Consider the following 13,734-nt stretch of genomic DNA (forward strand, 5'->3'; position numbering starts at 1 on the left):
TCCGGCCCCACTTTCATGACCCCCTCAACCTCCGGCTCCGGTTCCGCCTACATTGCACACACAACTGTCCTCGTACGGACATTCCGGAGGACAGTTATCCCCGGAGCCGCCCAGGGACTCGTAAGAGGGCGTGGTTTCCTCCCCTACGGCCCACTCATCTTCCCCGCAATTCAGGCACTTGCCCGGGGAAGTATGGATAATTTCCCTTTCTTTACAGGAAGAAGGTGTATAAAACCAACATACCCCGGAGCTTCCGCTGGTGGTCGTGTCATTGGCACACTCGTAGTCGTAGGTAACCCCTCCACAGTGCTGGTAGGGCTCGCAGCCGCCGCCGGTTCCGGAGCCGTCGGGCTCGATGGGCTGCAGGGCCGTGATCCGGTAGGGCACCCGCACGGTCTCGCCGGCCTCCAGGGAGTCCGGGAGGCTGTCCATGAGCTCGTAGTGGTAGTGGGTACCGTCCTCCGGGATGGTTAGCTCGACGTTGTCGGCCCGGATCAGGCCCTCGTTGGTCAGAACAAGCTCGCCGTTGTAGACGTCCCCGGCCTCCATGGTCGGCAGGTTGACGCTGCTCGGCTCGACGCTCACCACCGCCGCCGGGACGTCGGTCTCGTAGGTAGTATCCAGCTCGATCTCATAGACATCCTCAATGGTGTCCTCGGTGACGGACCACTCCACGGTCACCAGGTTGTAGTCGAGGAACACCTCGTGGGTCCCGGTGACCCCGGCCCGCACTCGGAAGGACCCGGACTTGGCCTCGTGGTTGGAGGCGCTGGCGCGATAGCGGTAGGTGCCCGCCGGCAGGGCCTCGAACAGGGCCTCGCCCTGGTCGTCGGTGGTGGCGGTGCGCTCGACGCTCAGGACGTTCTCGTTCTGGATCTCGACGGTGGCCCCGGACAGGCCCGGGATGATGGTGCCGTCGTCGTCCTGGGTGCCGGTGTAGATGTCGGAGAGCTTGAACAGGGCCCCGCCCTCCCCGTCGAGGGTGACGGAGACCACCACCGGGATGTCGGTAACCACGCTTCCGCCGCTCATCACCCGCAGCAGGAAGCGGTAGACCCCCTCTTCCACCCCGGTTCCGGGCTCGGCCTGGATCAGAACCTCTTCCGAATCGCCCACGGCCAGCTCGCCCGGGTTCCGGGTGGTGACGATGTCGATCCAGTCGGGTGCGGGAGCGCCGGAATCCTCTTCCACCAGCGCCAGGGATACGTCGGGCTGCGGCGCGAGGCCTTCGTTCTCCAGGACCATCCGCTCCTGGATGCTGCCGCCCTGCTGGACCCCGGTCTCGATGAAATCGGGACTGTGGGTCAGGACCGGCTCGGCGGCCGCCAGCTCGAAGTCCACCGTGATCGTCTCCAGGACGGTATCGCCGGCCTCGTCGCTCACCAGCCGCAGCACGGCCGTGCCGGTGTCCGGGGCGTCGGCGCCGGGCTCGAACCCGACCCGGATCTCGTCGCTGGCCTCGGGGTTCAGGTCCACCGAACCGCCAGGATCTATGGACAGTCCGGGTAGGAAGGAGCCGGAGGGCTGGTCGGCCTCGACGTATTCCAGGTGCAGGTTGGTGGCCGTGGTGCCGGCCCCGGCCTCGACGGTGACGGGGATCTCCTCGGCCCGGTCGCGCACCGTCCGCAGGTCGACGGCGCTGGGCGCGGCGAACACCCGGCTTATGACGAACCGGGCCTGGTCGGGCCGGTCCACCACGTCCGGATGGACGGCGCTCACCTCGTAGACCCCGGATTCCCCTTCCAGCGGAGTGAAGGTGTGGCTGAAGGCTCCTTCGCTGTCGGTGTAGACCTCGTAGGTGCGCTCGAAGCCGGCGTTCCGGATGGCCAGGGTCAGGGGCACGGAGGCCAGGGGGTCGCCGGTATCGCGCGCCAGGGCCCGGCCGCTGATGACGAAGTCCCGGGCCTCGAAGGCCTGCTCGGGCTCGACCCCAGTGACCTCCCCCTTGTAGGCGGTGCTCACAAGGGACAGATCCTTGCGGCTAGATGGCCCGGCCATGCTGGCGGCAGACGGTTCGCCGAGGTTGTAGTGGACGCGGTCGACCTTCGCGGCCAGGGTCACCTCGTCCGGGGCCTCGGAAGGCACCGCCATGGGCTGCCAGTCGGTGGTGAAGGTCTCCCCGGCGGGGATGCGAGCCACCGAGCGGCCGTCGGCACGGGTAGTCACCAGGCTGCCCACTGCCTGCCGAAGGGGCTGCACCGCCAGCACGTTGCCGTCGGCGTCGGTGAGCCGGAAGCGCACCTCGTCGCTGGGCCGGCTGCCGCCGGAGGTGGCGGTGATCAGCTCCACCGGGGCATCGCCGGTGTTGGTCAGGGCGAACCGGGCCTGGCCCTCGGCGCCGCGCACGAAGTCCTTGGTCAAGACTTCCAGGGCGAGGCCGCCCTCGCGGACGGTGAGACTGCCGCTGCGGACCAGGCGGGCGCTGGAGCCGGCGGCGGGCCGGCTGCGGAAGGTGGCCTCCAGGTCCGCCTCGGCCGGTAAGGTGTCATGGCCGCCGACCACCACCGGAACCGTCTTGCCCTCCCCGGCCCCCAGGGCGAATTCCGGGCTGACCACCGCGTGGCCGCCGAGGTTGAGCTCCAGGCGGGCCCGGTCCACCGGGGCCGAGCCCTCGTTGACCACCTCGTATTCCACCCGGTTCATCACGCCCCGCCGGATGGACTCGGTCCGCAGGTTCAGGGCCACGTCCGGCAGGACCAGGATCCGCGACGCGCTCTCGGCCCCGTTGGCGTCCACCGCCGTCAGGGCGTAGCGGCGCTGGTTGCCGCTGTAGCCGGCGTCGGTGTAGCCGGTGGCTTCCAGGGGCTCGTCGGTGAAGGAAACGGCCAGGCCCTCCGGTCCCACGGCCAGGTCGTAGCCGGCGATCTGGTCGGGATTGGGGTGGCTCCAGCTGAGCGCCGGGTCCTCGGTGCCGGTCTGGCTCACGTGGAAGGTGCTTACCGGGAGCAGGTCGACGTTCAGGTATTCCGACCCGGAGGGGGCGGACTCGTTGCCGGCCCCGTCCACCGCGGTCACCGCGTAGGTGTGGGCGTCGGTGGAGGGCGAGCCGTCCACCGTCACGGTGTCCGCGAGGCCGGTCTGTAGGGGCTCCAGGCCGTCCACGCTGGTGATCTCGGCCCCCTCCGCCCGGTAGAGGTTATAGGCGACGGCTTCCTCGGTGTCCGGGGCCTGCCAGACGGCCTCGATGCCGTCGCCGGTCATGGTCAGGGAGAGGCCGGTGGGCGCCGGGGGCGCGGTGGCATCAGCGGTCACGGTCGCGGTGGCGCTCAGGTCGCTTTCCGCCTGCTGGCCGTTGGCCTCCCGGATGCTGGTGACGGCGTAGGTGTACTCGCCCTCCTGGGCGGTGCTGTCGGGGAAGGCGGTCTGGCTGTCGGTCAGGGAATGGGCGGTCAGCTCCGGCTCGCCGGGGGCCTGGCGGTACACCCGGTAATCGGCGGCATCCTCCACCGCCCGCCAGGCCAGCTCAACCGCGCCGTCCGGCCCGGCCTCGGCGGTCAGGCCCTCGGGAGCCGCCAGCGCCGGCAGCGCTTCCTGGTAGACCTCCAGGCTGGGGGAGCCCTCGATGCGCGTGCCGATGTTGCCCAGGTCGTCGGCGGCCTCGAAGGCGAAGCTCAGCTCCTCGGCGCTGTCCAGGCCGGCATCGGCCGGCAGGGTGAAGCTGCCCCGCCAGCTGCGCTCGTCGGTGCGCACCAGGGTATCCACCGGGGTCTCGCCGCTGTCGCCGAGGCGGTAGGCCAGGCTCGGCCCGTCGGTGCCGGCGGCCTCCTCGGTCAGGCCCAGATCCACGGTAACCGTGACGGGGCTGGCCTCATAGTTGCGGATCGGGGAGGACGGGCTCACCGTGATCTCGCTGACCGACGGTCCGTCGGTGTCGAGGGTCAGGGTGGCGCCCTCTTCCACCTGTGTGCCCCGGTTGCCGATGACGTCCCGGGCCGAGAACACGGCGTAGGCGGTGCCGGAGGGGGTGTCCGGCTCGATGCGGAAGGCCCCCTGGTATTCGGTCTCGCTCACCCGGTCGAGGGAGACGCTGATGGGGGTGCCGCCGTCGGGCGAGATGCTCAAGAAGGGCGTGGCCAGGAGCGGCTCGGAGACCGTCAGGTCTACCTCCACCAGGCCGGTGCCGAAACGCCCGGTCTCGGCGTCGTAGGCGCCCTGGGGCCGGTACTCGATGGCGGCGGTGGGGGGCGTGGCGTCCGAGACCCCGTCCACCGCGGCCGAAACCTCGCTTTCGGTGCCCAGGTCGTTGACCGCGGTCACGCGGTAGTAATAGGTGCCTTCCTCCGCCGGCAGGTCGGTGTAGCCGGTGCCGGTCAGCAGGTCGACATTGAGGCGCTGCGCCTGCGCGAGGCTGTCGAAGGCCTCCCCGGCGCGGTAGATGTTGTAGCCGGCGACTCGGTCGTCGCTGGCCTCGTCCCAGCTCAGGCGCAGTTCGCCCTGCTCCCGGACCTCCAGGCCGAGCCCCGTGGGGGCATCGGGAATGGAGGAGTCGAGGGTTACGGTGACCCCCGCGCTCTTAGCTCCGGTGCCGCCCCGGTTGCGGCCGGCCGCCTCGATGGTGTTGGTCCCCTCGTCGAGAGATACGGCCGCCTCGAAGCTGCCGTCGCTACCCACTGCCACGGGGTCACCCACCTGGGTGCCGTTGCGGTGGAGGAGCACCTCGGCGGCATCCCCCGCCTGGCCCGCGACCGTTACGGAGCCGTCATTGGTGACCAGCCCGTCGCTCGGCTCGGCAATGGAGGGGGCGTCCGGCGGGGCCAGGGCCACCTCCAATCCCAGGGTCTCCTCGGCGGTATTGCCCAGGGTGTCGGTGGCGCGAACGGTGAGGTCATGGGGGCCGTCGGCGGTTTTCGCCAGATCCCAGTAGGTCCGCGCGGGGGAGCTGCCGCTGCCGTCCGTGCCCAGTACCTCACCATCGAGGAGGAACTCCACTCGCGCCAGGCCGCTGGGATCGCTGGCGGGCACGGCGAGGAAACCGGCGGCCTCCACCACGCTGCCGGCGCCCAGATCCTCGCCGCTGAGGGAGACGGTGCCGATGTCCGGGCCGCTGGTGTCCTCCTCCGGCGTGGCGGTGACGGTGGCTACCGCCGGATCCTCGCCGCCGGAGGCGTTCACGGTGGTCACGGCCAGATGGTAGGTGGTGCCCGTCTCCAGGCCGGCCACGCTGCCTTCGGTGGTGCCGGCGGGAACGGTGGCCTTGGGCTCCAGGCCGGAGACGCCGGTGAAGTCGTCGGGCGAGGCGTATATGGCGTAATGGTCCACGTGCTCGCCCGGGGCCACCGGGTCCCAGGAGACCTCGACCAATGTGGTGTTGTTGCGGGCCTGCACACCCACGGGATTGGGAAGCAGGGTCACCGCCTCGCCGCTCAGGCCTTCGCTCTCGTTGCCCGAGCCGTCCATGGCGGTAATGCGAACGGGATAGCTGGTGGCGGGGCTCAGGCCCGTGGCCGCGTAGCTGGTGGTCCCGGCCGGGACGCTGACGCCGTCGGTATCGCCGTCGAAATAGACCCGGTAATGATCCAGGTCGCCGGGCTCGTCAGGGGACGGCGACCAGCTGAAGGCGATGCGGTCGCTATCGACTTCCGCCTCCAGATCGGTGGGGTCGCCGGGGGCCTGGGTGTCGGCGGTGGTAACGTCGACCGGGGTGACCTCCGGATTGCGGCTACCCAGCTCATCCACGGCCACCACGGCCAGGTAATAGGTCCGGTCCCGGACCAGACCGCTTAGCTCATGCCGCTGGGTGCCGCCTGGGACCTCGGCCACCTTTTCGGCTTCGGTGATATCGGTAAAGGAAGTATCGCCTTGGTAGACCGCATAATGGGCAATGTCGCCCCCGTTGGCGGCCTCATCGTAGGCGGTCCAGTCCAATTCAACAGAGGTGCCGTCCGGAAGGGCCTCGGCGCTCGGAGTCACCGGCCCTGGGGCCTCGTTGTCGAAGGTAACGGTTGCCGTAACCGCCTCGCTCTCGTTTCCGGCGCGGTCCCGGGAGGTTACCTGGAAGGTGTTTTCACCCTCGGCCAGATCGTGGGCGACCTGCCAGTCGCTGCTTTCGGTGTTCCCGACCACCCGCTGACCGTCAATGCGAATGGAGGCGTGGGCGTCCTTGGTCCCGGAGAGGGTGATTCGGGACTCGTTGGTGACCTCGGGCAAATCGTCCAGAACCGGTGCCGCGGGGGGAACCCTGTCCAGAGTGAAGGTCCATTCCCGGACTTCGGAGGTCAGGCCCAGCTCGTCCTGAAGCTGGACGGTCACCTGGTAATCGTCGTCGCTGAGACGGGTTTCCGGCTGGAAAAGGACTGAGCCGCTGTCCTTACTCGTGGTGCCCGCCATTTCAGCCCCGCCCCGCGTCACCGTCAGCTTGGATTCGTCCAGATCGAGGCCGCTGCCGGTCTCCGTGTAATCGACCTGGATCACCTGCTCCTCGTTCACGAAGGTGCCGGCCCCAGGCTGGACACGGTCGATGCGGGGAGCAATGCTGTCGACGAAGAACAGCACCCGAAGCTTCTCGGAAGGGATTCCGTCGCTGTCCTTCGCGTAGACCAGAACTTCGTTGTCGCCCTGGTCCAGATCCACGTCCGCGGACCAGGTTCCGGAGCCGATAGACACCGCTTCACGACCATCGATCCAAATGGACGTATTGTCGGGGCGATCGCCTTCCAGGGTGACCGTGGTGATGGTCAGCTTGGTCACCGCCGGGGCCAGTGGGTAATTGGTAACCGTGGGCGGAGGGCCCTCGATCACCAGCTCGTACACGCCCTCGGTTTCGGCCGTGGTGTTGCCGCCCGCATCCTGGGCGCCGGCCACGTCCACCACCACCGGATTCTCCCATCCGGATTCCAGAGGGATCGGGGGTGTGGTGTAGGTGTCGTTGTCGAAACGGGAACTGGACCAGGACCCGCCGGCGGGAGCGGAAAGCTCCTGGCCTCCGTCCGTGCGGAGCCGCACATCGGGCTCCACCGCGGTGTCCATGGCGCTGTCGAAGAGGATCTCCACCCGGAAGTCCTCCTCCGCAGGAACCGGATTCTGGGGGGTCCCCCGCGCCTCCAAAAGCTCCGGAGGGACGGAATCCTCCAGGGTCAGGGAAGCCGTGTTGTCAACGGGATTGCCGGCCACGTCGGTCAACCGGTCGGAGGGGGTGACCTCCTCCGACCCCTTAATCGTGAAGTCACTGGTGACCTCGATGGTCAGCTGGGTGTTGCGCTCGCTCCAACCGATCCGGTTTGGGGAGCCATAGGACCGGTCTTCGGGAGAAAGGTGGGTGTCGGCGTCCTGGGTGCCGTCCCGGATCACCGAGGCCGCCATGGGCTCGGTAAAGACGAAGGTGTAGGTATCGCCCGGGCTTACTTCTCCATCACCGTCGGGGTCGTCAAATACGACCTCTTCGATCTCCGGCGGGGTGAAGTCCGTCGGGTTCTTGAGGACCGTGCCGTCTTCGCCGTCCTGATAACCCCGCCCTTTGACGGCCTCCAGGGCTACAAGGTTGGCATTGTCAACATCGACATAAATCGCGATCCGCCCCCCAGCGCCACCACCGCCCGCGCCACTCCCCTGCGAGCCGCCGTCGCCGCCGTTGGCATGGATCCCGCCCGATCCCGCCAAAATGCCCGCGTCAACCCAAATCGAGCCGCCCGCACCGCCGCCGCCGGCGTCCCAATCGGAGTTCCCCCCGGCATACCCGTCGGCCGCAATGGCCCCGTCCACCATCAACGTGCCGCCCACCTGCAGCCGGACCGCACCGCCGCCGTGGCCACCCGCCGCATAACTGCCGCCGCCACCGCCCGACCCCAGTGCCGTCGGAGCTTCGTGGTCCCCGTACTCCGAACCGCCCGCGCCACCACCGCTACCGGCACCGGGGTGACCCTCGCCCCCACCGCCGCCGTGGCCCGCGCCGCCGCCGGACCGATAGGTGGAGTCCGAACCGCCCCCCGGACCGCCACCACCCTGCCTCTGGGAACCGCCCCGATAGCCCCAGCCGGAGACATCGACCGTCCCGGCCACCGTCATGTCCTCGTCCACGGCCAGCAGCAGGCCATAGGCTTGGTCACCACCGGGTCGCCGGTGCGAGAGAACGGCTTCTTCCGCCACCTCCACCAACCCCACCTGCGGCAGCTGCCCAATATCCAGCGGCACGCTGAAGACAAACCGGCCCTTTTCCACCGCTAGACTGTCGGCCGTGAATGCCGTCTCCGACGCCAGCTGCAACGCCGCGTCGCCTTCCGCCCGTAGCCGCCCGACATGGAACTCGGTCACCCCGGATTCCAGGACAATGCGCGCACCCGCCCGGAGGGTCAGGGACGCCGGATCCCCGGCGGAGGCGTCCAGGGTCAAAGAGCTCGACCCGGAGGCGCTACTGTCGCTGCTGCCCCGGGCGTCCACTACCAATTCCTTGGTGGGGCTGGAGGCACCAGTCTCGGTGTAGATCGTCCCGCCACCGCCGCCCTGGTACCCCCGACCACCCGTCGCCGAGTAGCTCCAGTCCCCGTTAGCCAACTCGGCGTACACCGCAATCCGCCCCCCGGCGCCACCACCGCCCGCGCCACTCCCCTGCGAGCCGCCGTCGCCGCCGTTGGCATGGATCCCGCCCGATCCCGCCAAAATGCCCGCGTCAACCCAAATCGAGCCGCCCGCACCGCCGCCGCCGGCGTCCCAATCGGAGTTCCCCCCGGCATACCCGTCGGCCGCAATGGCCCCGTCCACCATCAACGTGCCGCCCACCTGCAGCCGGACCGCACCGCCGCCGTGGCCACCCGCCGCATAACTGCCGCCGCCACCGCCCGACCCCAGTGCCGTCGGAGCTTCGTGGTCCCCGTACTCCGAACCGCCCGCGCCACCACCGCTACCGGCACCGGGGTGACCCTCGCCCCCACCGCCGCCGTGGCCCGCGCCGCCGCCGGACCGATAGGTGGAGTCCGAACCGCCCCCCGGACCGCCACCACCCTGCCTCTGGGAACCGCCCCGATAGCCCCAGCCGGAGACGTCAATCCGGCCCCCGCCATTCCCCTGATCCCCTTCCAGCGTCAGGTTGGCCGCCTGCAGCAGGGAAAGATTGGCACGGATTAGGCCGCCGTCCTCGACGGTTATATCTCCGCCCATCTCCATACGGGCCTTTTCCGCCTGGTTCGTCCGGATGACGCCCCCGTTGCGGACGATTAGGTGGCCAGCCCCCTCGACCACCTCCCCCTCGGCCAGGGTTTGGTCCGTGGTCACCTCGCAGGTGGTGTCCAGGGTGCCCGAATCGCAGCTGAAGGCCGCCCAGGCGGATTGGGGAAGCACAAGCAGGAAGGCCGTCACCACCGCTTTGGCAGTCAGGCCACTGAGGGCGTCGAGGAAACGATCAGGCATCCCTAAAGGCATGGGTCAGCCTTCCATCCGGATGGAGACCGATTCCTGATCGGTCCGGAAAAAGGACTGCGTTGCGGAGAGACCGGCCTCTTCCTCATCCGGCGAGAAAACGCGGAAGGCGATGTGGCCGGGGATTCCTTCTTCGAGTCGTTCGTTGACCGGATCCGTGACCCAGGCCTCACCTTCCGGCCAGGCAGCCACCCAGTTGTGGAAGTCTTCGGGCGACAGGACACTATTGCCCGAGGTGGGGAAGCCGGCTACGCCCACGCTCGGGATTTCGTTGGCGCGGAGCAGGGCCAGGCTCAAGCTCATGGCCTCGGTGCAGTCGCCGGTCCGGTTCTCCAGGGCGTACAGGGCCCCCCGGTCCTCGGCGATGTATCCCTCGTAGGCGATGTTGTCGACGGCCCACCGGTGGGTGCCGCGGAGGGTGGCCCGGGGGCTTTCCGGATCGGCTAAGGAATCGGCCAGCTTCCGGATGCGGGGATGGTCGGCCGGAGCAAGTTCCGAAGGCTTCAGAAGCTCCCCGAAAGGATAGGTCTTTTTCACCGGATTGGGCTCACGGGCTAGGCGCAGCCGGGCGGTGACCCGGACAACCGCCTGTCCATGCGGCGGGAGGTCCTGAAGGGTGAAGTGAAGGACCTGGTTCCCCAGGGCGTCCTCTTCCAGCCGGTAGGGATGCGAGGCCTCGATCCCTTCCAGCCTCTGGGTGGGGGTGCGCTTGACCGGGGCGAGGGTGCGGAACCGCACGGTTTCCACGGCCCGGTTATCGAGATTCTGGACGGTGAACCCGTACCGGACCGTCCGCTCCACCGGATAGCCGGGCTGCTCGTTACCGCCCTGCCCCTGGACGTACGCCAGACCCCCGGCCGTAAGCAGCACAGCCAGGAGGGCGGTTACCGAGCCGAACCGCAATGTCACCTGGACGGTTTCCTATCCAGGGGGCTCGAACCAACGGGAAGGCTTCGACCGTTTTCTGTCGGGAAAAAAGCGGAAGGAACCACCGGAGGGGAGCCTGCATTACGGGGAGAAAGGCCAGGAAGGAGGGTCCGGATGCAGGCGGGAAGGGAAACGCCCTCGCCCGGAGGAGCCAACGCCCTCCAGAGGGATATCGGGCGTAACAACGGCCCCTGCCCGGACATGGAAACCCGCGGAAGGGTTCCCATGCCCCGAGACAGTCGAGCCGCGGCCGCCCCCGCTGCCCGCCGTGCGGTGCTTGTCCGGTTCCTGGTGTACAAATGTGTCCCCTTTGACTTCGCGTTTTATATCAAGCACGAAACGAAGGGTCAAATACTTACTGTTCTTTTTCGGACACTTTTGTCCCTTTCGGCACACCAAAGAACTCGGACATTCGGAGGGAATTCCGGACAGAAATTGCGGGCAGGGGGCAGGAACCAGCGGGGAACGAAACGTAGGCTGCTTATCTACAGCAGACAAACCAGGCAGGGGTGCGACAACGGTCAGGAGTCGAGCAAAGCCTCCAGGGCCTGCTCGATGCGCCGCACGGGGTGGAGGGTAAGGCCGGGGTTATCGAGGCCGTCGGCGCTGGCCGCCGGGATCACCGCCCGCTGGAAGCCCAGTTTGGCGGCCTCCTTCAGGCGGTCCTCGATGCGGCCCACCGCCCGCACCTCGCCGGCCAGGCCAACCTCGCCGAGGATGATGGTCCGCTCCGGAAGGGCCCGGGAGCGCAGGCTGGACACCAGGGACGCCGCCACCGCCAAGTCCGCGGCAGGCTCCGACAGGTCCACCCCGCCCACCACATTGATGAACACGTCCTGGTCGAACAGGGCCACCCCGGCGTGGCGGTACAGCACCGCCAGCAGCAGGGACAGGCGGTCGCGCTCCACGCCGATGGCCACCCGGCGTGGCTGACTGAGCGGGCTCTCGGCCACCAGGGCCTGCAGCTCCACCAGCAGGGGCCGGGTTCCCTCCTGGCTGGCCACCACCGCGGCCCCGGGGACCGGCTCCTGGTGCTCGGACAGGAACAGGGCCGAAGGGTTGGTCACCGCCTCCAGGCCGCCGCCGGTCATGCGGAACACCCCCAGCTCGTTCACCGAGCCGAAGCGGTTCTTGATGGCGCGCACCAGCCGGTACTGCCCGCCCTGCTCGCCCTCGAAGTAGAGCACCGTGTCCACCATGTGCTCCAGCACGCGCGGCCCGGCCAGAGCGCCTTCCTTGGTGACGTGGCCCACTAGGCATAGCACGGTGCCGGTCTGCTTGGCGTAGCGCACCAGGCGCGCGGCGCACTCCCGCACCTGGGCCACGGAACCGGGAGCGGACTGCAAGGAGCCGTCGGCCACGGTCTGCACCGAGTCGACGATGGCCAGATCCGCCTGGTGCTCCTGGAGGCGGCCGAGGATGGTGTCGAGGTCGGTCTCGGCCAGGAGCTGGAGGGGGCTGTCCTGGACCCCAAGGCGGTCGGCGCGCTGGGCCACCTGGGCGGAGGATTCCTCCCCCGTGACGTAGAGCACCCGGCGTTCGCTGGCCAGCCGGGCGGCCGTCTGCAACTGCAGGGTGGACTTCCCAACCCCCGGCTCCCCGCCGATGAGGACCACCGCCCCCGGTACGAGGCCGCCGCCGAGGGCCCGGTCCAGCTCGCCGATGCCGGTGGGCAGACGGGCTTCGCCGCCCGGTTGCACCTCGGGAAGCGGCGTGGGCCGGCCGCCATGGAGCCCACTGCCGAGGGGCTTTTCCGCCTCCTGGGGGGTGGGAGCCTCCTCGGTCAGCGCATCCCAGGCCCCGCAGTCCGGGCACTGGCCGAACCATTTGGAGTGCTGGGCACCGCATTCGGTGCAGGCGAAGACGGTCTTGGGGCGTTTGGCCATGACTGCCTTTCATCCAGCGGAAGCGAGGGATCGGTCGCGGCCGATGGCCGCTCCTACATGGCCCAGGATCCCCGGATACCTACAGGCCCCCGGTAGGCACCGAGCCGGCCAGGTACTTCAGGTCCTCGTCGAAGAAGCGCAGGCCGAGGCCGATGAAGGGTGAACGGTATTCCTCGGAAAAGGCGTTGTGCATGCCGCCCTCGAGGAGGAGGTGGTCGTCGAGGAAAGCGTAGCGGGCCATGAAGCGGGATTGGGGCCCGTCGAACTCGGTGCCGCTGTTGGCGCCACCGAAGTCCCAAAGATCCGCCGACAGCTCCAGGGAGCGGGTCGGGTAGTAGCTCATGCCCACGCCCCCGGTGGACTGGAGCATCCCGATGCGCCCGGACACTCCGTACTCGGGCCAGGTCTTTCCGAACATGAAGGTGAACTTGTAGTCGCTTCCGAACTCCTCCTCCTGGCCGAACAGCGGATCCCCGGCCTCCGCGTCCTCGGCCTGGGTGGGGAGGCCGTCGGAGGTGGCCCCCAGGAGGTAGTAGCGGGTCGGGCGGGTCTGCAGGCGGATGCTGAAATCGGACTTGGAGGTCTCCTGCTCGGTCAGGTAGCGCGAATCCAGCGCCACCGAGGTCTGCATGCGCTGCACCCGCTCCGTGTATTCGCCGATCCCGGCCACGGCGGACTCCAGCTGCCGGCCCACCTCGTCGTCGCTGACCAGCTTGCCCAGGGCCCCCTCGCCCTCGTTGATCTTGGTGGTGATCTCCCCGAGGTTCTGGCTGATCGTCTCCAGCTCCGTGTAGACCGCCTCCTCCTTGTAAAGCTTGCCGATGGTGCCGTTGCCGGCCTGGATCTCGCCGGTGATCTCTGCAAGGTTGGCGGCGCTATCGTTCAGGCGAGCCACCAGCTGACGGACGTTCTCTCGGTTCTCCGCCAGGATGTCGTTGGCGTTCTCCGCCGTGCCCCGGAAGTCCTCCACCATCGGCGGCAGATCCTGCTTGAGGGATTCGGTCAGGTCGCGGACATTGGCCACCACCCTGCGGAGATCCTCGCGGTTGGCCTCCACCATCTCCCGCAGGCTCCCGGTAAGCGCCTGGACATCCTCCCCGACCTTCCCGTAGGTCCGCATGAGGTCGTCCAGGTCCTGGGAGGGCGCCTTCTCGCGGATGGTGGAGCCCTCCGGAAGGGTGTCCGGCTCGGCCTTTGCCACCCCGGGCCTGCCCTCCTCACCTCCTTCGGCACCCCCCGGATAGGTGATCACAACGTACTTGTCCCCCACGAGGCCCGACCCGCCGATCAGGACACCGGCCCCCTCGGGGATCTCCACGTCGGACCGAACCTGCAGCTCCACCTCCGCCGTGCCGTTGGCCAGCCGGATGGCCCCCACCCGACCGACCTCCACACCGGCCATGCGCACCGGGGCCTGCTCCTTGAGGCCCTTCACGTCGGAGAACACCGCCGTATAGGTCTTGCGTTCCGGGGCACCGAGGGGATCCATGTCGCCAATGATGAAGGTGGCGAAGCCCAGAAGGATCAGGGTGCCGACGATGAAGAGTCCGACCTTCTGCTCGGTTCCGAACAT

The 13,734-nt window shown here is 68.6% G+C and carries 4 protein-coding genes; all 4 read right to left on the minus strand.

The annotated features are described in order from the left end of the window. Positions 1-24: 24 nt before the first annotated feature. Positions 25-9,351 (minus strand): fibronectin type III domain-containing protein, encoded by a 9,327-nt coding sequence (locus AN478_RS14720; protein ID WP_197289212.1) that lies wholly within the window; start codon positions 9,349-9,351, stop codon positions 25-27. A gap of 3 nt (positions 9,352-9,354) precedes the next feature. Beyond that, a complete protein-coding gene (locus tag AN478_RS08540) occupies positions 9,355-10,257 on the minus strand; it encodes a transglutaminase-like domain-containing protein (protein WP_143004052.1) in 903 nt (300 codons plus the stop codon). Positions 10,258-10,796: 539 nt separating this feature from the next. Then, positions 10,797-12,161: a DNA repair protein RadA gene (radA, locus tag AN478_RS08545; RefSeq protein ID WP_054966191.1), complete on the minus strand. Its 1,365-nt coding sequence runs from the start codon at positions 12,159-12,161 to the stop codon at positions 10,797-10,799. A gap of 79 nt (positions 12,162-12,240) precedes the next feature. Further along, complete coding sequence (locus AN478_RS08550) at positions 12,241-13,734, minus strand: MlaD family protein (RefSeq protein ID WP_054966192.1); 1,494 nt, start codon at positions 13,732-13,734, stop codon at positions 12,241-12,243.

This window comes from Thiohalorhabdus denitrificans, from assembly GCF_001399755.1.
Taxonomy (GTDB): Bacteria; Pseudomonadota; Gammaproteobacteria; order Thiohalorhabdales; family Thiohalorhabdaceae; genus Thiohalorhabdus; species Thiohalorhabdus denitrificans.

What these genes read in the sequence shown, in the direction of transcription:
- AN478_RS14720 (WP_197289212.1), bottom strand. Translation starts at nt 9,351, where the DNA reads ATGCCTTTAGGGATGCCTGATCGTTTCCTCGACGCCCTCAGTGGCCTG.
- radA (WP_054966191.1), bottom strand. Translation starts at nt 12,161, where the DNA reads ATGGCCAAACGCCCCAAGACCGTCTTCGCCTGCACCGAATGCGGTGCC.
- AN478_RS08550 (WP_054966192.1), bottom strand. Translation starts at nt 13,734, where the DNA reads ATGTTCGGAACCGAGCAGAAGGTCGGACTCTTCATCGTCGGCACCCTG.